This is a genomic window from Pseudomonadota bacterium, from assembly GCA_016927275.1.
In the GTDB taxonomy this organism is placed as follows: Bacteria; UBA10199; UBA10199; order 2-02-FULL-44-16; family JAAZCA01; genus JAFGMW01.
This window is the reverse complement of sequence record JAFGMW010000030.1, coordinates 37,978-60,625: the sequence shown is the minus strand read 5'-3', so window position 1 is coordinate 60,625 and position 22,648 is coordinate 37,978. Positions and strand designations below refer to the sequence as shown.

At 62.7% G+C, this 22,648-nt stretch carries 16 protein-coding genes; 8 read left to right on the top strand and 8 right to left on the bottom strand.

Annotated elements, in window-relative coordinates; all coding sequences use genetic code 11:
• Positions 1–43: 43 nt before the first annotated feature.
• From lepA to JXA24_02030, 7 genes are all read left to right on the top strand, one after another.
• Positions 44–1,840 (top strand): elongation factor 4, encoded by a 1,797-nt coding sequence (gene lepA / locus JXA24_02060; protein MBN1282540.1) that lies wholly within the window; start codon positions 44–46, stop codon positions 1,838–1,840.
• 17 nt (positions 1,841–1,857) lie between these two features.
• Entirely contained in the window at positions 1,858–2,604 is a 747-nt protein-coding gene (lepB, locus tag JXA24_02055) for a signal peptidase I (GenBank protein MBN1282539.1), read from the top strand.
• Between the two features lie 155 nt (positions 2,605–2,759).
• Positions 2,760–3,299, top strand: coding sequence for a bifunctional pyr operon transcriptional regulator/uracil phosphoribosyltransferase PyrR (gene pyrR / locus JXA24_02050; protein ID MBN1282538.1), 540 nt, complete (start codon positions 2,760–2,762; stop codon positions 3,297–3,299).
• 13 nt (positions 3,300–3,312) lie between these two features.
• The gene (locus tag JXA24_02045) at positions 3,313–4,248 is read left to right on the top strand and encodes an aspartate carbamoyltransferase catalytic subunit (GenBank protein MBN1282537.1); all 936 of its coding nucleotides are present in this window, start codon (positions 3,313–3,315) and stop codon (positions 4,246–4,248) included.
• Positions 4,249–4,263: 15 nt separating this feature from the next.
• Complete coding sequence (locus JXA24_02040) at positions 4,264–5,544, top strand: dihydroorotase (protein ID MBN1282536.1); 1,281 nt, start codon at positions 4,264–4,266, stop codon at positions 5,542–5,544.
• 10 nt (positions 5,545–5,554) lie between these two features.
• Complete coding sequence (locus JXA24_02035) at positions 5,555–6,451, top strand: RNA polymerase factor sigma-32 (GenBank protein ID MBN1282535.1); 897 nt, start codon at positions 5,555–5,557, stop codon at positions 6,449–6,451.
• A gap of 174 nt (positions 6,452–6,625) precedes the next feature.
• Positions 6,626–8,923 (top strand): squalene--hopene cyclase, encoded by a 2,298-nt coding sequence (locus tag JXA24_02030; GenBank protein MBN1282534.1) that lies wholly within the window; start codon positions 6,626–6,628, stop codon positions 8,921–8,923.
• A 119-nt stretch (positions 8,924–9,042) separates the two neighbouring features.
• On the opposite strand, the gene JXA24_02025 is transcribed toward JXA24_02030, so the two are convergent.
• Positions 9,043–9,378: a four helix bundle protein gene (locus JXA24_02025; protein MBN1282533.1), complete on the bottom strand. Its 336-nt coding sequence runs from the start codon at positions 9,376–9,378 to the stop codon at positions 9,043–9,045.
• Between the two features lie 86 nt (positions 9,379–9,464).
• Here JXA24_02025 and JXA24_02020 point away from each other — a divergent pair, with 86 nt between their 5' ends.
• Positions 9,465–9,800 carry a four helix bundle protein gene (locus JXA24_02020; GenBank protein MBN1282532.1) on the top strand — a complete coding sequence of 112 codons (336 nt, stop codon included), beginning with the start codon at positions 9,465–9,467 and terminating at the stop codon, positions 9,798–9,800.
• A gap of 148 nt (positions 9,801–9,948) precedes the next feature.
• On the opposite strand, the gene JXA24_02015 is transcribed toward JXA24_02020, so the two are convergent.
• From JXA24_02015 to JXA24_01985, 7 genes are all read right to left on the bottom strand, one after another.
• The gene (locus JXA24_02015) at positions 9,949–10,860 is read right to left on the bottom strand and encodes an SUMF1/EgtB/PvdO family nonheme iron enzyme (GenBank protein ID MBN1282531.1); all 912 of its coding nucleotides are present in this window, start codon (positions 10,858–10,860) and stop codon (positions 9,949–9,951) included.
• A gap of 148 nt (positions 10,861–11,008) precedes the next feature.
• A complete protein-coding gene (locus JXA24_02010) occupies positions 11,009–11,533 on the bottom strand; it encodes an SRPBCC family protein (protein MBN1282530.1) in 525 nt (174 codons plus the stop codon).
• Positions 11,534–11,547: 14 nt separating this feature from the next.
• Positions 11,548–12,408 (bottom strand): lipoyl synthase, encoded by an 861-nt coding sequence (gene lipA, locus JXA24_02005; protein MBN1282529.1) that lies wholly within the window; start codon positions 12,406–12,408, stop codon positions 11,548–11,550.
• A gap of 213 nt (positions 12,409–12,621) precedes the next feature.
• Positions 12,622–14,778 (bottom strand): ATP-dependent DNA helicase RecG, encoded by a 2,157-nt coding sequence (gene recG, locus JXA24_02000; GenBank protein MBN1282528.1) that lies wholly within the window; start codon positions 14,776–14,778, stop codon positions 12,622–12,624.
• Positions 14,779–14,924: 146 nt separating this feature from the next.
• Complete coding sequence (locus JXA24_01995; protein MBN1282527.1) at positions 14,925–15,974, bottom strand: OmpA family protein; 1,050 nt, start codon at positions 15,972–15,974, stop codon at positions 14,925–14,927.
• A gap of 450 nt (positions 15,975–16,424) precedes the next feature.
• Entirely contained in the window at positions 16,425–21,221 is a 4,797-nt protein-coding gene (locus JXA24_01990; GenBank protein ID MBN1282526.1) for a DUF4215 domain-containing protein, read from the bottom strand.
• A 206-nt stretch (positions 21,222–21,427) separates the two neighbouring features.
• Positions 21,428–22,648 (bottom strand): aspartate kinase, encoded by a 1,221-nt coding sequence (locus JXA24_01985; protein MBN1282525.1) that lies wholly within the window; start codon positions 22,646–22,648, stop codon positions 21,428–21,430.

The following is a 22,648-nucleotide window of genomic DNA, read 5'->3' as shown; positions in this document are numbered from 1 at the left end:
CCAGCAACGAGTCACCAGTCACGAGTAACGAGTCACGGCCCCTATGTCCCAATCACACATAAGAAATTTTTCCATCATCGCCCACATCGACCACGGCAAGTCCACGCTCGCCGACCGAATACTCGAGCAGACCGGCGCGGTCTCGCAGCGCGAGAGGAGGGACCAGTTCCTCGACGACATGGAGCTCGAGCGCGAGCGCGGGATCACCATCAAGGCCCGCTCGGTCCGGCTCAACTACACGGCGAAGGACGGGAAGACCTACGAGTTCAACCTGATCGACACGCCCGGGCACGTGGACTTCCACTACGAGGTCAGCCGCTCGCTGGCCGCATGCGACGGCGCTCTGCTGGTGATCGACGCCACCCAGGGCGTGCAGGCGCAGACGCTCGCGAACGCGCTCATGGCCATGCAGAACGGCGTGGAGATAGTGCCTGTGATAAACAAGATCGACCTGCCCAACTCCGACGTGGAGGGGACGCTGGCCCAGTGCGAGGAGGTGCTGGCCATATCCTCCGAGATTGCGGTCGCGGTCTCCGCGAAGACGGGGGAGGGGGTCGCCGACGTGCTCGAGGCGATAGTCGAGCATCTCCCGAAGCCGCGCGGCTCTGAGAGAGCCCCCCTGCGCGCGCTGATCTTCGACAGCTGGTTCGACCCGTACCTGGGCGCGGTGGCGCTGGCCAGGGTCGTCGACGGGAGGATCGAGGTCGGCGGGCGGATCAGGCTCATGAACGTGGGCAAGGAGTTCGAGGTCCAGAGGCTGGGCGTCTTCGACCCGCACCAGCGCGACGTGGAGTCGCTCTCCGCGGGCGACGTCGGCATGGTCGTCGCGAACATAAAGCAGGTCGCCGACACGAGGGTCGGCGACACCATCACCGACGCCGCGAACCCCGCCGAAGAGCCGCTCCCCGGCTTCCGCGAGGTGAAGCCCATGGTCTTCGCGGGGCTCTACCCCACGGACCCGGGACAGTACGAGGACCTCAAGGAGGCGATGGAGAAGCTCAAGCTCAACGACTCCTCGTTCACCTACGAGCCTGAGACCTCGGGCGCCCTGGGCTTCGGATTCAGGGCCGGGTTTCTGGGCTCGCTCCACATAGAGATAGTGCAGGAGCGCCTCGAGAGGGAGTACGGGCTCACACTCGTCTCCACCGCGCCGACCGTCGTGTACGAGGTCGAGACCACCGGGGGCGAGCAGGTGCGCGTGGAGAACCCGGCGAAGCTCCCGGAGTCGAACCACATAAAGGAGATCCGCGAGCCTTACGCCCTGGCCTCCATCATGTGCCCCAACGAGTCGCTCGGGGCCCTCATGCAGCTCTGCCAGGACCGCAGGGGGGAGCAGGTGAACATGGAGTACTTCGGCCGCGACCGCGTCCTGATAAAGTACAATCTGCCGTTCGCGGAGATGATGTTCGACTTCTTCGATCAGCTCAAGACCGTATCGCGCGGCTACGCCTCTCTCGACTACGAGATCATCGGCTACAGGCCGGCGAGCCTCGTGAAGCTCACCGTGCTCATCAACGGCGACCCGGTCGACGCCCTCTCCGCGATAGTCCACCGCGAGAACGCTCAGTACAAGGGGCGGGAGCTGGTGCACAAGCTCAGGGGGCTGATTCCGAGGCAGCAGTACGAGGTCGCCATACAGGCAGCGATCGGATCCAGGGTGATCGCGCGCGAGACGGTCAAGGCCCTTCGCAAGGACGTGATCGCGAAGTGCTACGGCGGCGACGTCACCAGGAAACGGAAGCTGCTGGAGAAGCAGAAGGAGGGGAAGCGCAGGATGAAGAGGGTGGGGAGGGTGGAGATCCCGCAGGAGGCCTTCCTCAGCGTGCTCAAGGTGAGATGAAACAGAGGGGAGGAGAGATGGCAGGGGACATCGCGCAGGGTTCGAAGGGGAAAAAGGGGGCGTTCCGCGAATACGCCGAGGCGCTCCTGCTGGCCGTGTCGGTGGCGCTGCTCATACGCGCCTTCGCCGTGGAGGCGTTCAAGATACCGTCCGGCTCGATGCTGCCCACCCTCTCCATAGGGGACCACATATTCGTGAACAAGTTCGTCTACGGCCCGAGGATCCCGTTCACCGGGCATCGCATCTTCGAGTGGGACTCGCCCGAGCGCGGCGACGTGGTGGTCTTCATCTTCCCCGTCGACGGGGGCAAGGACTTCATCAAGCGCGTGATAGGGCTGCCCGGCGACAGTATACGCATCGAGGGGATGGATCTCTGGGTCAACGGGGAGAGGCAGCGAAGGCGGCCGGTCGAGGTCGCTGAGTTCCCGGGCGACAGGCGCAGGCTCTCGGTGCGCGACGGCCTCAAGAGGTCCATACCGTTTGTGAGGGGCTGGCGCGACTTCGAATTTTTCGAGGAGCAGGACGGAGGGGCGCTCCATCTCGTCCAGTACGAGAGACAGAGGGAGCGCACGACCTTCGAGGCGGTGGTGCCGCCGGGCCACTACTTCGTCATGGGGGACAACCGCGACAACTCCTCGGACAGCAGGGAATGGGGCTTCGTCCCCGAGGGCAACATCAAGGGCAAGGCCCTATTCGTCTGGCTGCCCCTGGACAAGGACCACGGGGGCATCCGCTGGCACGAATTCGGCCGCTGGATAGAGTAGGGGGCCCCTGGACATAACCCCTTTTTTATCATTGACTTAGATGTCATCGCGTAGTAAGGAGCCCCACCAACAGAGGGTGATTGCGATCAAAGAGCACCTGCACATAAAGGCCTCCCCGCAGATCACGGGGAGGTCTTTTTGCGAGGGGAGAAGAGATGGCTGAGACAAAGGGAAAGCCGCTGCTCGGCGAGAGGGAGATGGAGGCGGAGATCACCCGCATCGCCCGCGAGATCGTCTCCGACGGGACCGAGAACGTGGCCCTGCTGGGGATCCTCACCAGGGGCGTGCCGCTCGCGGAGTGGATCGCCCGCAAGGTCGAGTCGATCCAGCACCGCCCCATGGACGTGGGCAGCCTGGACATCAACCTCTACCGGGACGACCTCTCCGAGGTCAGCGAGCAGCCGATAGTGAAGCCCACCGAGATACCGTTCGCCATCGACGGCAAGGGGATAGTGCTCATCGACGACGTGCTCTACACCGGCCGGACGATAAGGGCTGCGATGGACGCGATCATCGACTTCGGCAGGCCGCGCTTCGTGAGGCTGGCGGTGGTGATCGACCGCGGCTGGAGGGAGCTGCCCGTGCAGGCCGACTACGTGGGCAGAAGGATCAAGACCACCGCCGACCAGAACGTCAAGGTCATGGTCAAGCCGATCGACGACCGCAACGAGGTGTGGGTGAGGAAGCAGAAGTGACGAGGGAGGCGGGATGAGACTTTCAACGAGGCACATACTCTCGATAAACGACCTCACGAAGAAGGACGTGCTCACGATCCTCGCGACCGCGTCCTCGTTCAAGGAGATATCGGAGAGGCCGATAAAGAAGGTGCCGACCCTCAGGGGCCGCACGGTGATCAACTGCTTCTTCGAGGACAGCACGCGCACCCGGCTCAGCTTCGAGCTCGCCGAGAAGAGGCTGTCGGCCGACTCCAGCAACATCTCCAAGTCCGGCTCCGCGATGGCCAACAAGGGGGAGACGCTGCTGGACACCGTGCGCAACATCGAGGCCATGCGGCCGGACATCCTGGTGATAAGGCACAGCGTGGCCGGGGCGCCCGCCCAGGCGGCCGGCGCCACCCGGGCCCGCATAATCAACGCGGGCGACGGGATGCACGAGCACCCCACGCAGGCCCTGCTCGACCTCATGACCATAAACGATGTGAAGGGGCGCATGAAGGGGCTCAAGGTCGGCATCGTCGGCGACATACTCCACTCGAGGGTCGCGCGCTCCGACATGCTCCTCTTCAAGAAGATGGGCCTCGAGGTGACCGTGGCCGGCCCGCCCACGCTCATCCCGTTCGGCGTCGAGGAGGCGTTCGGCGTGAGGGTCGCAAGCGACGTCCGCGATGTGCTGCCGGAGCTCGACGTCCTCATGCTGCTCCGGGTGCAGAGGGAGCGGCTGGGAGAGCACTTCTTCCCGTCGGCCAGGGAGTACGCCCGCTACTTCGGAATCTGCGCGGACGACCTCAAGTCGGCGAAGGAGGACCTCGCGATCATGCACCCGGGCCCGGTCAACCGCGGCGTCGAGATAGCGGCCGACGTCGCCGACGGCCCCAGGTCGGTGATACTCGGCCAGGTCACCTGCGGCGTGGCCGTGAGGATGGCCGTGCTGTACCTGCTCCTGGGCGAGACCCACTCTGAGTGATACGGAGGCAGCGCCATGTCATCATATTTCATAGTCAACGGACGCGTGATCGATCCCGCGTCCAGGACCGACGGGAAGCTCTCGGTCCTGGTCAGGGGCGGAAAGATCGAGCAGGTGACCCCCTCCAGGAAGGCGCCTGAAGGCGCCCAGGTCCTCGACGCCTCCGGCTGCGTCGTGGCTCCGGGATTCATCGACATGCACGTGCACCTGCGCGACCCGGGGCAGGAGTACAAGGAGGACATCGAGTCCGGCACCAGGGCCGCGGCGGCCGGCGGACTCGCCACGGTCTGCTGCATGCCGAACACCGATCCCGTGATAGACTGCGCGTCGGTCGCCGAGTACGTGCTCGAGAAGGCGGGGCGCCTGGGAGCCACGGGGGTGATTCCGATCGGCTCGATAACGAGGGGGGGCAAGGGCGAGGCCATGTCCGACATCGGCGATCTGGCCTCGGCCGGGGCCTGCGCCATATCGGACGACGGCAGGTCGGTGATGAACTCGGGGCTCATGCGCCGCGCCATGGAATACGCGACCGCCTTCGGCCTCCCGGTGATATCGCACTGCGAGGACGCCGCGCTCGCCGGCGGCGCGGTGATGAACGAGGGGCTGGTCTCCACAGAGCTCGGGCTCCAGGGGATGCCTGCCGCGGCCGAGGAGCTGATGGTCGCGCGCGACATAATGCTCGCCGAGCTCACCGGGGCCAGGCTGCACATAGCCCACGCGAGCACCATGGGCACCGTTGAGCTGATAAGGCGCGCGAAGAGGAGGGGGATAAGGGTGACCGCGGAGGTGACTCCTCATCATCTCACCCTCACCGACGAGGCGGTCTCGGACTTCGATCCGAACACCAAGGTCAACCCGCCGCTGCGGACCGAGGCGGACAGGCGCGCGCTCATCAAGGCGCTGGCCGACGGCACCATAGACGCCATCGCGACCGACCACGCGCCCCACAACATAATCGACAAGGAGATGGGGTTCGAGGAAGCTGCGTTCGGCATATCCGGGCTCGAGACCATGCTCCCGCTCGCGCTGGCCCTGGTGGCCGAGCGCAAGCTAACGCTCAAGAGGCTTGTCGAGGCGCTCTCCGCCGCGCCGGCGCGGATACTCGGGCTCAAGGGCAAGGGCTCGCTCAAGCCCGGCTCCGACGCGGACATCACGATCTTCGACCCCTCCGCCGCGTGGACCGTGGATGCGTCGCGCTTCGCCTCCAGAGGGAAGAACACCCCGTTCAACGGCCTGCGCGTCATGGGCAGGGCGAGATGGACGATCGTCAGGGGCCGCATCGCCTTCGCCGGCTGAAAGAGTCGCTATGAACGAGAGGGACACAAGGGCTCCGCTCCCCGAGGGGAGGGCGCTGTCGGTGGTCGATCCCCTGGCGCGCTATATCCAGGAGGTTCAGGCCTATCCGCTCGTCTCGGCCGAGGAGGAGGTCGAGCTCGCGCGCCGGTTCCACGAGCAAGGCGACGTCGCCGCCGCGAAGAAGCTCGTGGCGGCGCACCTGAGGCTCGTGGTCAGGATCGCGATGGAGTACCGCAACGCCTTCCACAACGTGCTCGACCTCATCCAGGAGGGGAGCGTCGGCCTCATGCAGGCGGTGCGCAACTTCGACCCGGAAAAGGGGGCGAGGCTGTCCACCTACGCGTCGTGGTGGATCCGCTCCTACATCCTCAAGTACATACTCGACAACTTCCGCCTCATCAGGCTCGGCACCACCAAGGCCCAGAAGAAGCTCTTCTACAACCTCATGCAGGAGAAGGACAAGATCGAGTCCATGGGCTATTATGCGACGCCGGTCGAGCTCTCGAAGCGGCTTCACGTGCCCGAATCGCAGGTCATCGACATGCAGAGGCGGCTTACGACCCCCGAGTTCGCCCTCGAGGCGCCCGTTGGAAAGGGAGAAGGCTCCGCCATACTCCAGGACTTTCTGCCTGTGGACGAGCCCGCTGCCGACGATCGGCTCGCTGCGGGCGAGACCCAGGACATGCTCAGGAAGAAATTCGACGAGTTCTCCTCGGCCTTGAGCGAGAGGGAGAGGAAGATCTTTCAGGAGAGGCTCCTGGCCGAGCTGCCGCTCACGCTCCAGCAGATAGCGGACGAGTACGGCATCACAAAGGAGCGGGTGCGCCAGATCGAGGCGAGGCTCATAGAGAGGCTGAAGGAGTTCTTCAAGGACAGCGGGATCAGCATAGATGCCTTGAGCCTTTGAAAGGGGAGGTTGAGGATCAGGTTGAGGTTTAGGTTGAGGGGGGTGGATTTTAGCCTTTAATATTATGTAAGGTTGAATCTGCCCAGGGATGAAAGATAGGTTGCGTATTCAACCTTACATAATATATGTTATGCGACTTGGGGCAGGTGAATCGATTTCAAGGGGTTTCCAGAGATGACCATCGCAGACAAGAGATCGAGCGACGATCAGGGGCTCACAGAGGAGCTCTCAACGACCCAGGGCCAGCTCGGCTTCCCTGTCGAACCCGGCACGGGCGGCGTGATCGGTCCGATCCGGCGGCCGCCTGTGAAGGACGAGATCGTCGACCCTGCCTCGGGGAGACAGATCCGCATCAGCGGCAAGCGCTTAACCGCCACCTCGGTGCTGGATGACACGGTCCGCCTCATGAAGTCGCTCCAGCGCAGGGACGGCTACTGGTGGTTTGCGCTCGAGGCAAACGAGACCATCGGCGCCGAGTTCATCTTTCTCATGCACTACTTGGGCGAAGTCGATCCGGAGGTCCTCAAGGGCATATCCAGGCGCATACTCGACGTGCAGCGCGCAGACGGGACCTGGGCCCTGTATCACGAGGGACCGGCCGACCTGTCCACCACGGTCGAGTGCTACTTTGCCTTGAAGCTCGCGGGCATGGATACGCAAGACCCCAGGATGCTGAGGGCCCGGGAGTATATTCTCTCTGCGGGCGGCGCTGAAAAATCCCGTGTTTTCACAAGGATACATCTTGCAATGTTCGGGCTCGTTCCCTGGGATGCGGCCCCGGCAATGCCTGCGGAGTTCATCTTCCTGCCGAGCTGGTCGTACATCTCCATATATTCCTTCTCCAGCTGGGCAAGGGCCACCATCGTCCCCCTGCTCATCTTCGTCTCTCAGAAAAAGGTCGAGAGGTTGCCCGACAACTTCACGCTGGACGAGATATTTCTGGCCCCGACCGACAAGCGAAACTACTCCTTCAACTCCGAGAACGGGTTCTTCTCGATCGAGAATTTCTTCATACAGATCGACCGCCTGCTCAAGAGATATGAGAAAAACCCTTTAAAGAAGATTCGAGCAAAGGCCATCCGGCGCTGCTCCGACTGGATCTGGGAGCGGGTCCAGAGGTGCGAGGACATCTATCCGCCGCTCGCTTACTGCGCGTTTGCGCACAGGGCCTTGGGATATCCCAACGACGACCCGAGGATCAGGCGGCCCTTCAATGCCCTGAAGATGTTCCAGCAGCGTTATGCGACTGCGGACGTGCCCGCGCTCCCGCCGGAGATCAGGGACAACGGCGAGACGAGGCCCTCCGACCTGCGCGAGGCAGGGATCGACCCCCGCACGGATTCATCCGAGGTCTTCGCAAGTCACGAGTCACAAGTCACGAGTCACGGCATTTCGATTCATCAGCAGTGCTGCATCTCCCCTGTCTGGGACACCCCCTGGATGATCGAGGCGCTGCTCGAGGCAGGCGTCTCACCCTCCGACCCCGCCCTCCTCCGCGCGACGCGCTGGCTCATGAAGAGGCAGATCACCGGCGTGCGGGGCGACTGGTCGGTCAAAAACCCCAGGGGAAAGCCGGGCGGCTGGTCGTTCGAGTTCGAGAACGACTACTACCCGGACGTCGACGACACGATACAGGTCCTCACCGCGCTCTGCCGCGTCTCGGTCCCGTGGCGCGACAAGGAGAAGGCGGTGATGACCGGCATCGACTGGCTCATCTCCATGCAGAACGACGACGGGGGCTGGGGCGCGTTCGACCGCAACCAGAACCGGACGCTGGTCAACCGCATCCCGTTCTCGGACCACAGGGCGTGCCTGGACCCCTCATCCCCGGACATCACCGGCCGCATGGTGGAGTTCCTCATGAGGCGAAACTATTCCACCTCGCATCCCGCCGTCCGCAAGGCGCTGGACTACCTCTGGGAGACTCAGGAGGAGTTCGGGGCCTGGTTCGCCCGCTGGGGGATAAACTACATCTACGGGACGTGGTGCGTGCTCACGGCGCTTGCGGCCATGGGGATGAGGCAGACCGACTCCCGCGTGGCCAAGGCGGTCGCATGGCTCGAGTCGGTGCAGAAGCCCGACGGCGGCTTCAGCGAGGCGGCGGACACCTACCATCCGCACAAGCCGTTCGAATGCTACAGCGCAAGCGTCCCCTCCCAGACCGCGTGGGCGCTGATGGCGTTCACGGCAGGCGGTGCCGTCCATTCGAGGGCAGCGGCGAGGGCGGCCCTCCACCTAATAAACTCGCGTAACTCGGAAAGGGGCTGGGACGAGATGCATTACACGGGTACCGGCTTCCCGCTTCACTTCTACATCCGCTACCACGGCTACAGGCACTACTTCCCGCTCCTTGCCCTGGGCAGATACTTCAGGGCAGGCGGGACCTGCGAGGCGATCGAGCGCGCCGGCGGGAGGGTCTCGGAGGTGCCTGTGGACGCGTTCAACCTCAAGACGTCGATCAGGCTATCGTGATCTCCTGAGAAAACAAGAAGCGACAGTTGTGCGATTGACTGCGATGGTCATGCGATGATGCAGCGACCAAATGCGATGATAGTACGACTATGGATGCGAATGAATGCGAATAATAGCAATCATCGTATCAAGCCCCAGATCATTTTGCTGATCTCGGTAAGACGCGATTTGAGCGAGAGCATCCTGTCCTGACGGATCAGACCGAATGCCAGCATGAGATCGACGCAGGCCGCGACCTCGGCAACCGAGGCCCTGGCGATATGGAAGAAGCGGCGGCGCTCGGGCTGAGAAGGACGGGCGTTGCCCTCCGCGAGGTTAAGGACCACTGAGGCCATGGCGCGCTTTAGCTGATCAGAAAGATACCCAAATCCCTTGGGCCACATGGCAACCTCTTTGCTTAGGTCCTCTGCCAACAAAATCGCCTGCCGGTAACATTCCAGTTTTTCGTGAAGCATGAAACACCTCCATAGGTTTGGTTTTTGACGTTGCCCTCCACCCTCTGCGAGAGGGCAACGCAAAAACCAAACCCCAAGGAGGTACTATGAATCACGAAAAACTGGAATGTTTCAGGCAGTTGATCCAAGCGGCAGAGGACCTTGCAAAAAGGGTCGCCAAGTGGCCCCGGGGCTATGGTTTTATGGTCGATCAGGTTCAGCGCGCCATGTCGTCTGCTGTACTCAATCTTGCGGAGGGCAACGGCAAGCGCTCATCCTCTCGCGAGCGCCGCCGCTTCTTCGAAATATCCATGGGTTCTATTGCCGAGGTCGGGGCCTGTCTTGATCTCGCCCTTGTCTATGGCCTCATCCATCGGCCAGAGCAAGCCGCACTCAAATCGCGCCTCAGATTGGCCTATGTTAAAATCAGGGCCTTGCCATAGGCAATCTCGTCTCTTCTCTCTCGTCTCTTCTCTCTCGTCTCAGCTTCTCTTGATCAGTTTTCCCGATCTCGTCTCTAAGTCGTCCCATAAAACACTGCCGCGCACCCGATGACGAGTGCGCGGCGAAAGTAATGAATAAATATCGCTATCACTCTTTGGAAGTGGCCGACACGCGAAAACCGATATCGTCTTCCGGAGTGTATTCGTTGCTGCGGTCCCCCGCGCGCAACATCACATAGTCGGCTTCGTCGGACCAGGAGCCGCCGCGCAACCCGCTGCGACCACTGCCATCCCGCACCAGCTCCTTGACATTGCCGGTCATATTGAACAGACCATAGGCGTTTTTCGGGCCCCAGTTCACGGGTGCGGTCTTGCCGTTGTATCCCTGGCCAAACCATGCTTCCTCATGGGACAGACGACCCGAAGGCGTGCCAAAGACTCGCCAGCCGAAAAAGGGAATACCCTCGCTCATCATCTTTTGGAAGGCCCTCACCCTCGGGTCAGTGAATATCTCTCCGAGGACTTTGAATACAAGATTCTCGAACCGACCGGCCACGAAATCTACCACGTCGGCAGGCGTGAATTTGCCAGTCTCCTCCTCCATGAGTTGCTGTATGTTGACCGCTGGGCCCCTGGCCGCGTTCTCCCACTGGTCCTCATTGGGCAGATCAAGTTGAGCCCCTATCTTTTTTAGATAAGCCTCCACTTGTGTGGACAATTTGGTAAGGATTGCGGGATGATTTCCGGGAAAATCGCCCAGATCAAGGCGGTACTGCTTTGTGCCATTCCGCTCCATTTGAGGGCCCCTGGCACCCATGATCTCGCTATACTGCGATTCGCTTACAGTCGTCTCGCCGATGAAATATGGCTGGAGCAGAACCCACTCCGGTGGGTTCTGCACGTCAGCGAACCGTGATTTGACAGTAGATCCTATGACAGTAAGACCGCCTGGAATCCCCACCATCGTGTGGCCGGCGATATTGCCTGTAGTAAAAGACGTGGACGCTGCTGATGTCGTGATTCCGTTGCAAAAGGGGGATGTTGGGGTGACTGCCGCCATGGGGGACACTCCTTATGATTTCCTTAGAGTCCTGCCCCCCTTGAATATTTATCGTCACTTCACAGGAAATGTTGCGTCAAATCTTCGTGTGCTTGCCGATTATGATGTAATTACAATAAGTTATGAGGCGACAATTCTCTCTCTCTTCTCAGCTTCTCTTGATCAGTTTTCTTGATCTCGTCTCTGTTTTCGAATTTAGCCCGCCCTTCTTCTTTGCCGCGGGTTTTTTCGCGGCAGGCCTGGGAGATGCCCTCTTCTCCGCCTCTGACTTGAATCCAGCCATCATCTTCGGCAGCCCTGACTTGAGCGTGGCGTCGGCAAAGCCCGCCGGCACCCAGAACGGGAGCTTGACCTCTACGCTGAACGTGGCGTCCGTAAGATTCGGCTCGAGCCTGGTGAGTTCCCAGGATCCGTCGTTGCCCTCCATGATATCGCCCTCAACCAGCGACCACTCCAGCCTCTTCGGCGGGGAGGGCCTCATCTCCAGCGTATAATTGATGCGGCTTACGATGTTCGCCGTGAATGCCACCTCGACCTTCGCCTTGCCCCTCTTCACCACCCTGGCGCTCTCGATCTCAGAGAGAAAGCCGGGATAGCTCTCGAAATCGGTGATCACCTCAAAGACCTTCTCGATCGGCGCTTTGATCGCAATGCTCTCAGTCAGCCTTCCCATCTCGCCTCCATCGGTTAAAGTAACGCTTTATCTGCCAGGTATGAGCTGCGCACAAAAGGGCCGCAAAACATATGTTTGATTCCATGCTTTAACCCCATTGCCTCATATTTCCGAAATATCTCGGGTTCAACGTAGCGCGCCACCGGCATGTTGGCCTTTGTCGGCCTCAGGTACTGTCCTATGGTCACGACGTCGCAACCTATCTTCGCGAGGTCGATTATCGTGTCCTCGACCTCCTCGTCGCTCTCGCCCAGTCCCACCATGAGGCCCGATTTTATGAGCCCGCCGCTCATGAGGGCCTTTGCGACGGCGAGGACCTCGAGCGATCGGCCGTAGGAGGCCCTGTCCCTGATCGACGGAGAAAGCCTCTCCACCGTCTCGACGTTGTGGTTGAAGATATCGGGTGCTGCGCTGCAGACGGTCCTTATGTCGCCTTCCCTCCCCTCGAAGTCCGGGGTCAGGACCTCGATAGCAGCAGGGCACCGCTCTCTGACCGCCGATACAGTCGCGGCAAAATGGGCAGCGCCCCCGTCTGCGAGATCGTCGCGGGTGACCGAGGTTATCACCACATGTCCAAGACCCATCTCCCTGACCTGTTCCGCGACCCTCGACGGCTCCATAGGGTTGAGGGGGGCCAAGATGCCGGTCCCCACCGCACAGAACCGGCAGGCGCGAGTGCACGCCGCGCCCATTATCATTATAGCAGCTGTGCCGCGGGCAAAGCACTCCCCCAGGTTCGGGCACCGGGCCTCTTCGCAGACAGTGTGGAGGCCCCGAACCCTGAGCCGCTTCTTCATGGCATGGGTGGAGGCGGCCTCGCCGGCCCCCTTTCGGAGCCACGGCGGGAGCCTCCCTATGTCGCAGGGATCGCCCATAAGGCGCCCTTGATACCACACATCCCCCCTCAGTCAACATTTCTGGAAGTATGCTTCGGGTGGCCGGCGGATCGGAGGACAATAAATAAAATTCCAAATCCCAAGCACCAAACTCCAAATAAATTCCAATAACCGAAATTCCAATAATCAAACAAAAACATCGCGTTTGGTTATTCGGTAATTGGAATAGGGTAGGCAGGGACCCGAAGCATCCTAGCTGATGTCCGCGAGCGTGAGGCGGCCCTCCCAGCGGGCGAGCAGCACCTCCCTGATTCGTGCGTTCTCAGGTTTCTCCAGGCCGGGGTCCGATTCGGCGAGCTCGAACGCCGCCTCGCGGGCCTTGGAGAGGATGCCGATGTCTCGCGCGAGGTTGGCGATCCGAAACGGAGGTATGCCCGACTGGCGCGTGCCCATGAACTCGCCCGGCCCCCTGAGGGCGAGGTCCTCCTCCGCGATCCTGAATCCGTCGGTCGTCTCGGTCATGACCTTGAGCCTCTGGCGCGCGTCCTCTGACCTGCGGTAGTCGGCCATGAGGATGCAGTACGACTGGTGCGTGGAGCGGCCCACCCTGCCCCTCAGCTGGTGCAGCTGCGCCAGCCCGAAGCGCTCCGCGTGCTCTATCACCATCACCGAGGCGTTGGGAACGTCCACGCCCACCTCCACGACAGAGGTCGCGGCGAGCACGTGTATCGATCCCGCCTTGAACTCGGCCATGACGGCCTCCTTCTCTTCGCCCGGCATGCGGCCGTGAAGGAGCTCCACACGATGGTGCGGCTCGAACACGCGCTTGAGCTCCCTGCACATCGCGGTGGCGTCCTTGAGGTCGAGCTTCTCGCTCTCCTCGATCAGGGGGTAGACCACGTACGCCTGGCGCCCGAGAACGAGCTCGTGGCGTATGCCCTCGTAGAGCTTTGCGCGCTGGCGCTCCTCGTAGAGGCGCGTGATTATCGGAAGCCGCCCCTTCGGCATCTCGTCGATCACCGAGACGTCGAGGTCCCCGTAGAGGGTCATCGCGAGGGTTCTCGGGATCGGCGTTGCGGTCATGACCAGCACGTCGGGCCAGGCCCCGTCCCCGGCACCGGGGGCGCCCTTGCGCCTGAGCTGCGCGCGCTGCATCACGCCGAAGCGGTGCTGCTCGTCCACCACCACGAAGCCGAGCCTCTTGAAGTTGACCCCCTCCTGGATCAGGGCGTGGGTGCCGACCGCGAGCGACACCGAGCCGTCCGCGATCCCCGCGAGCACGATCGAGCGCTCCTTGCCCTTCACCGAGCTGGTGAGCAGCGCGTGATTGAGCCCGAGCGCGCCCGCCAGCCTCTCGATCGTCGAGTAGTGCTGCTCCGCGAGTATCTCGGTGGGGGCCATGATGGCGGTCTGGAAACCACAGGCGCGCGCCTTGTCGGCGGCCGCGAGCGCGACCACGGTCTTGCCGCTGCCCACGTCCCCCTGGAGCAGCCTGTTCATGGGGACCGGTTTCTCCATGTCCGAAAATATCTCCGAGATCACCCTGCTCTGCGCCTCGGTGAGCTGAAAAGGCAGCGCTGAGACGAGCCTCTGGTGAGCGCCGTCGTCCGCGGCGAACCTAATCCCCTGCTTCACCGTGTGCTGCCGCCTCCTGAGGGCCAGCCCGAGCTCCAGGAAGAAGAACTCGTCGAATATGAGGGTGCGGTGGGCGGCGGAGCGGCCGATGGCGAGCAGCTCGGGGTCGAGGTCTGGCGATGGGAAGTGGATCTCCTGCAGGCACTCCCACGGGTCGCAGAGGCGGTGCCGCTCTGCGAACGGCTCTGGGAATACCGGCTTGATGTGGGTGTTGTAGGCGTCCCAGGCGTTGCGGACGATCCTGCGCATGGTCTTCTGGTAGAGCCCCTCCGTGAGCGGATAGACGGGCATGATCCTGCCAGCGGACTCGGGCGCGGAGCCGCCCTCGGAGAGCGTCTCCATCTCCGGATGGATGAACTGGTGCGTGCGCCCGTACGCCGAGACGTCGCCCGAGAGCATGAGCTCCACCCCGGGCTTGAACTTCTCGCGCATGTAGCTCTGCCTGAAGTGGAAGAATTTGGCCGAGACCTTGCCGGTCCCGTCGTCAACCACCACCTCGTAGATGCGCTTGCGCCGGGCGCCCATGAACGAGACCCCGGAGGCGACCACCCTGCCCTGCACGGTCCTGTCACCTCCGGGAGAGAGCTCCGAGATCGCGAGGATCCTTCTCCTGTCGATGTAGCGGATCGGGGTCACCGCGAGCAGATCGCCGACGGTGAGCACGCCCATCCGGCCGAGTATGGAGGCGAGCGCGGGGCCGACCCCCTTGACGTACTGGACGGGCGTGGCCAGCGGATGTCTGTGGTATCTATCATCCGTCATTGCGAGGAGCATATGCGACGAAGCGATCCCTTGCAAGGCCGGGACTGAGGGGGATCGCAACGCCCGCCAAAGGACCCCGCGGCGCAGCGATGACGCGCCGATATCAAAAAAACAGGGGGCTTGAAGGCCCCCCGTGTGAAAATATCAATGTCGGCGCATCACTGCGGAGCGACCTGCACAACCGTGAACTCGGTGCGGCGGTTGCGCGCGCGACCCTCGACGGTGTTGTTGTCCGCGACCGGCCTCGTCTCGCCGTAGCCCACCGAGACCAGCCTGTCGGGCTCTATACCTTTTCCGATGAGGTAGTCGCGCACCGCGTTCGCGCGGCGTTCGGAGAGGAGCTGGTTGGAGGCGTCGGAGCCGATCCAGTCGGTGTGACCCTCGACCCTGACGAGCCTGATCTGCGGGTTGCGCGACAGCAGATAGGCCACGTCGTCCACGATCGGGTAGGAGATCGGCCTGATGTTGTGCCTGGCGAACTCAAAATGTATCTTCTGCGTGATGACGATCTTCTCCTCCACCGCGGCCTCCACCGCGACCGGCGGCGGCGGCCCGACCTCTGCGCGGCGATAGTTGACGCCCACCAGCACTCGCAAGTCGGGCGAACCGATACCGGTGGTTATCCCCCTGCCTCCGGCCAGCGAGACCGTGAGGCCCTTGGCCCTGGTCTGGGGGGTCCACCGTCCGCCCACGAGGAACTCGGCCGGGTTCTGCAGCTGGTTTTTCCAGTAGCCGCTGAGCACCCCCTCGGAGAGGACCTCGCCCAGCACCGCCCACGAGTCGTTGATGCGCACGTTGACGCCGCCGTTGAGGATGAGCGTGTCGTCGATCACCGCGTTGGCGTTGTTGGCGTCGTAACGGGTCTTCGCGTAGTTGCGATATCCCACGTTGAGGGCGAGAAACACCCGGTTCTTTATGTCCGCATCGAAGGCGATGATGCCGCCGGGCGACCACATGCCGTTGCCCAGAAAGGTCGACTCCTTGCCAGTGGGGAAATAGAAGAACGGGATGACCGCAAGGCCCAGGTGATAGCGCTCGATGTTGAGGATCCGGAATTTTGTCTCGAACCGCACATCGCCGAGCTTGCCGTATAAGTTCTCCTTGGTGGCGGCCCCGGCGGGCTGGTTGGGGTTGATGAACGCCTCCCAGATGGCGACCGGTATGTTCACGCCCGTGGACCACCAGTCGGTCCAGCCGATTGCGCCCATGATGTTGGCCATGAGCAGGTCGTCGACTATCCCGCGCCGCCTCCGGCCGGCTGCGTCCGCGTACTCCAGCGGCTCGAAGCCGTAGTCGATGTATCCCCCTGCGTTCCAGCCCCACTGCGGCAGGGTGTTGGACTGGTAGATCGTGAGGTACTTGCCGCCGTCGGTCGCCGGATTGATCGTTATGACATCCGCATTATGCGCCGCATGGGCGTGGCCCGCGATGAACACGGCCAGGACTGCCAGAAACAGCGTTACGGCAAATTTTCTGGGCATCTCCCCCTCCCCCTGTAAGTGCAGTATTGACGTTGTTTTATGCGATTTTATTGGTTTTTTCAGGAAAGTCAACGCCGAATCCGTTTATAAGACGCTCAAAAAACAGCCCGAGGTTATTAGCCTCGGGCCGGTCCCTCACTGAATTCCGTAACTCGTGACTCGTGACTCGTAATCCGTTTACTTCCTGTTGCGTCTGCGGATTCGCAAATATGCGATGCCCCCTGCCGGCGCAAGCAGGGCAATGATCAGGGGCAGGACCGACGAGGCGGTAGGTGCAGAGCTTCCCACGAAGCATCCGCACCCGCCCCCTTGGGCGCCTATCATGGGCTCGCCGACGATGAAGCCGAACGGGACATCGACGGTATCGGTCGTGCCCCCTGCTGCAGCGTATTTTTCCTGGTAGAGGCCGAACGCATAGCGCTGGTTCGGCACAACAGGATACGCCGTGTCCACGTAGAGCGAGGCCCTCGGGGCGGCGCCGCCAAGCTGCGCGACCCTTTCGGCCAGCATCGATTTGAGCTGCTCCCAGTCGATTCGCTCCTCGATCGGCTTGAGCCCGGGCATTGCGCCTTCGACCGCGGTCCAGGAGCCGCCCGTGTTCACCGTGCGGAACTTCATCTCATGTATCGTGACCGCTGTCCCGGGGAGCAGGCCCTGCGGGGTCTGGGAGAGACCGAGCGACACCGCCTCCTCGGAGCCCGAGCTGATGACCCTGTGCGAATACATGTTGTTGACCAGGAGCGTCCCCTCCGCCGCCCCGGAGATCGAGGTGGCGATCATGGGCATTGCGCCCAGGCTCATGGCCATGGACGGGACCACCATCCCGGCCGCCTGCTGATCGAGGGGGATAAGCTGGATCGGCTTATCCAGGGTCTCGAAGGTGCGGAACTCGAGCGTCGTCTCGTCTATGAACTTGGAGCCGTCGGTCTGGACCACCGAGTACGGCATGAGGTTCCCAGGTATGCCGGGGAGCGGCGTCCCCGAGAGCGAAAGCGAAAGCTCGGAGGGGGCGGCGCCCGGCGCGCTGGCCCCGTCCACGCGACAGAGGACCGTCACGCCCTGCTCGGGCGGGCAGATGAAGTCGTCCGATCTCCCGGTGATCGCGCGGATCTCGTCGTTGAGCGCCTTGTACTTCTCGGCAGCCTTCTCGCCCGGGAACGTGGCGCACCTGACGACGCAGTCGTCGTTCTGCAGGCCGCCGCCCTGCGGAGCGGCCTCGGCCGGCCCCTCCCCGGCCGCCGTCTTCGAAGGGATCCTTATCAGGGCCGTCGTCTCCCTGTGGCCGGGCATGATCTGTCCCTTGGGGAGCTTGAGCTGCGCCAGGATCTTGGCTGCTATCGCCGCCGGCGTGTCGGCAGCGGGCGACGCAGGGGCCTGTTCGATAGGCGGCGTTGAAATGCATCGGCAGTTCACGCACACATTGCCGGCCCCGCAGGGGAGATCGGCATTCCACCCGTCGCACTGCTCCGTGCCCTCGATGATCCCGTCGCCGCACAATGGAACGTACGGCCTCTTGCGGATACAGGTGCACGGCTTCAAATTCGAATCGTTGACACATATGAAGGGACCTTCGCACCCCGTAGGATCTAGCTTGGGGTCACACTCCTCCGGCGCATCCTTGATGCCGTCGCCGCAGACCGCGGCCCCTGCGTCAGGTACGATGAGGTCCCATATCCGCTTGAGCACGGAGCCGACCTTCGAGCCCGCCCCCGCTGGGCCCCTCGCCTCCTCCACAGCGGGCGCGATCGAGCACCCGCCGCCAAGCGCCCTGAAGCCGCCCGGCTTACCCTCATAGGCAGCCTGCGCCTCCAGCCTCTCGGAGAGCATGACAGTCTGGTAGATCGGGATCAGGAATATCTCCTCGAACGAGAGCGGGGGGCCGAACATCCCGTCCGGCGCCTTCCTGATGGTGAGGAGTTTCTCGTACTCGTAAAGAAAATTTCTCAGATCCTTGTCGTCGAATATCCCGTCGAGCGCCTGCTGCGCCTCTGCGTTGTCAGGGAACCCCTCCGCTATAAGGCTGCTCACCAGCTGCCTGAACGACAGCGGCGATTCCTGGTCGGTGCGCAGAACATTTGCGCCGGGGACCTGGCCGGCGGTGCCGGGGACCTGCCGGCTGTTTTGAGAGGCGAACTGCGCGGGCCTGAGCTCCGACGCCACGGCTATTGCGCCGCGATCATGCCCCACGATCACATCCGTCGTCCCTTCTGACCCGTTCCTCGAAGTGGAAGACGAGGTGTCACAATCGAACCACGCCTTCCTGTACTCGACTATGTCGCAGGAGAACGGCATATACTGGTTCGAAAAATAAGAGCCGCACGGGCTCACCTCAAATTCCATGGGCTCGGAGCAGGGGACCTTGCAGCAGGGATCGTCTTTGTAGAACGGAAGCCTGTACTCCTTTCCCTTCCAGCTTATCACGCACGGCTCCGGCTCGCCGCAGCCCACGGGCAGGGGATGAAACTGATCGTCCCTGAACGGTATGGCCACCTTGTACATCGCTGGGCTCACGGAGGTCCAATGCGCCGACCAGAGGTTCGCTATCACCGAACGGTATGTCTGAAACACGCTCCCGACCGTGGGGTCGTCGGAGCCCGAGGAGTAGTCGGGGCAGCCCGCGTCGGGCAGCATGAGCGGCCTTCCGGTCACCTGGGCTATGGCGTCCGGCCCCTCGTCGGCTCTCTTTGCGGAGATGTCGGCGACGCCGGCCGCCTTAGCCTTTTCCTCGAACGAGGCGAAGCCGGTGCGGAACCTCTCCATGTCCTGAGGCAGTGTGGAGTAATCGAGAGCGGCCTTGAAGAGATAGGCGTGCGAGGAGTAGGCGCCGTCGCCGTCCGATTCCGGCACCGCGTTGCCGGCCAGTATGTCCGCCTTGAGCGCGGCGCTCGCGTAGCCGCCCTCCCCCTCGTGCATGAATCTGCCGACGGCCGCGGCCGCGATCTGCGGCAGCTCGCCCGCGGTGGACGGGACGTCTATGGTCCTGTACTCGATTTCGGCGTAGTTGCTGCATGCCCCCGGGACGGTTTCGCGGCGGAGCCCCAGGGTCACCGAGTTCGAGAACATGCGCCCCGCCCCGTCGTCGAATTTGACGTGGCCTGCGTTCTCAGGATCGGCGACGATGCCTGAGCCCCTCCACGTTATTACAAAATCGGCGCAGCGGTCGTCCGTGATACGGCCTGACTCTATCCGGTACGGCACCAGGCCGTCGGCCGGCCTCGGTACCTTTATGAGCCCGGGCAGCAGAAGCGGCGTGGGCCTGGCCGGAACGAAATCGATGTAGCCGCAGGTGCCGGACTCATATTCAATGGGATCCGCCATGAATGCCGGGTCCACCTTCTTTATGGGCCTGGTCCCTATTCTCCTCGAATTCTCGTCGACGACATACAGGACCGCATCGGAACCCGGCGCGTCGTATGCCGAAGGGATGAGGATGTGCTGCTTCCTCAGCCCCTCGGTGTCCTCCGCAAAATCGGTGAGCACCGCCATGTCGTAGGCGTCCCCACCGACTATCGCGGTCGCCCCCTCGGGCTGGAACACGTGGCTCGGGTTCATTTTCTCGTATTCCCCCGACGCAGCAGAGTTCAGCCAGCGCCCGGCCTGCCTCCATACCACCATGAGGGCGAAGGTCCTGTCGGGGAACAGATCCTCCGTGACACCGGAGGAGATGCTGGTGCAGGCGTCGTCCGAACAGACGCCGAGCATGTCGCGGAACGTCTTGTGGCCGGCCAGCGACGAATCAACGGCCGAGAGGTCGGTCTCGAAGACCGCGGGCCTGGCCCTGAAGCCGTGAACTGTGGCGTCGAGGTTGAGCAATAGATTCCGATACAGGACCGCGAGATCGCTGTAGGAACGATCGAGCGGATCCTTCGGGTCGACCGCCTCGATCGCTATCGGGTTTGACGCCAGCGGAACCATCCAGTTCGTGAGTATGAAAGGCCAGAGGATCTCACCGATCTTCTTTCCCGGCTCAATTTGCGGGAACTGAAAAGAGCTGTAGCCGGAGAATTTATATCTGGCAGAGGCGCCTTCCCCTGCCTTCCTGAACAGGACCAGAGGGGAATGATATGCGATGCCGCGGACTCCGGTATGGACAGGAGGCACCGTCATGCTCACATAGCCCGGGGGGGTCGCAAAGCCGTTCACATTGAGGTACCACTCCATCTCATTTCTCACGATGAACGGGTCATAGGCCACGCCGACGATCCCGTTGCCTATATCCACGGCATCGTAAATCAAAACGTCCTTATATTCGTGGCTGCCCAGCGGCATGAGGCACTTCTTGTGCCCGAGCCACGGCATCTTGAATCTGGGTATGGAGCACCACTGGAAGGCCTCGTTCTTCGCCACGACCGTCGCAGGATAGGCCGAATCGTACGGGGAGACCTCCGACGCGTTGCCCAGCAGCGCCAGCCGGGCGCCGCCTATGAGCAGCGTGTCCAGGGGATCTTTGCCGAAGAGCGCCTTGAATTCGCCCTCCTCCTCCACACGGACGTCGCCGAGCGCAAGCCTCCTGCCCTCAACGTTCTCGCCCTCCGCGAGCGAGTAATCAAGCCCCCATGTCATCTTGAAGCCTGTGCTGGTTGACAGCGACATGTCGTTTGGACCCAGGGGATTGATCGGTTCTATTCCCGGAGAGGCGACTCTCGCGCCGGGGTTGTCCATGATTGGAGATGTGGCGCTGACCGCCTTTCCCGTCGCCGCACCCGGCGTTGCGAACACGTCGTCGATGTAGACCGACAGGCTGTCCGCTTCTATCTTGTCCCTCTCCACCTTGAAGTTTCGAGCCCCCTCTACGACCGGATGTGAGAAGAATTCGATCATCGCGGCGGCCGAAGATGCTGGGGATGCGGGATTGTCGCCTCCGATCAGCACAGGTTTTGAAAACCCGGCCTTGAGCTCCTGTGCGATCGCTGCGGTCGTGATCGCAGCCAAAAGCGCGGCAACCGCCAGAACCAATAGACATGCCCTTTTCATGAGAACCTCGCTTTCAAGCCCCCGTCAGTAATGTGCAAGCGGGGTGCCAGAGAATCACAACACAGGTTGATCTACAATATGTTGATTTTTAATGATTAATTTCTGACTGATAAACGCCATCTGGCTCTCATTGTGATATGGCTGGTCCATGTGTCAATTATCCGACATAATTTAACGCCAAATCCTAGCACTTATCCGACAGGCTCTCAAGAGCTGATTGCAAGGCCGAACGCCTTGTGAAGCACCCTCACCGCCCTCTCCGCCTCGCGGATGTCGACCACGATCGAGACCTTGATCTCGCTGGTGCCGATCATCTCGATCGCGATCCCCTCCGCGGCCAGGGCCTCGAACATCCTGTGCGCGACGCCCGCGTGGCTGCGCATCCCCAGCCCCACCACGGAGACCTTCGCAATGTCGCCGGCAGCCTCCACGCGGCCGGCCTTCACGTCGCGGGCCGCCTGCTCCGCGAGCTGCATCGCGCGCCTGAGGTCGGCCTTCGGGACCGTGAAGGTGAGGTCTGTGAATCCGTCCTCAGAGACGTTCTGCAGTATGAGGTCCACGTCTATCCCCGCGCGGGCGATCGGCTTGAAGATGGCCGCGGTGACACCCACCCTGTCCGGCACCTTCCTGATCGCGACCTTGGCCTCCCCTGTGGTGAGGCTTATCCCGGAGACCACCGTCCCCTCGAGCACGCTCTCCTCGGGCACCACCCACGTGCCCTCTCCCTCTGTGAACGACGACCGCACCACCAGCGGGACCTTGAACCTGGCCGCGAGCTCGACGCACCTGGTGTGCAGGACCTTCGCGCCGGTGTCGGCCAGCTCCATCATCTCCTCGTAGGTGATCCTGCGCAGGAGCTTCGCGTCGGGGCAGATGCGCGGGTCGGCTGTGGCCACCCCCTCGACGTCGGTGAATATCTCGCAGCGGTCCGCGCGGAGCGCTGCCGCGAGCGCGACTGCCGAGGTGTCCGAGCCGCCTCGGCCTATGGTCGTGATGCGGCCGTCGGGCGCGATACCCTGGAACCCGGCGACTATGGCGACGGCCCCCCGATCGAGCGCCGAGCGGACGCCCGCCGGATCGATGCCCTCTATCCGCGCGCGGCCGTGGTTTCCGTCGGTGAAGATGCCGGCCTGAAATCCGAGGAACGTCTCGGTCTCCTGCCCCTCGCCCCGAAGCGCCAGCGAGAGGAGCGCGACGCTCGCCTGCTCGCCGGTGGCGACGAGCAGGTCCATGTCCCGCTCGTGCGGCTCGCGGGCCATCTCGTGCGCGAGCCTGATGAGGCGGTCGGTCTCGCCCGCCTGCGCGGAGACGACCACGGCGACACGGCTGCCCCCGCGGGCGACCCCGGCCACCCTCCTCGCCACCGCTCGTATGCGCTCGAGGTCGGCCACCGACGTACCGCCGTACTTGTGGACTATCGTCTGCAT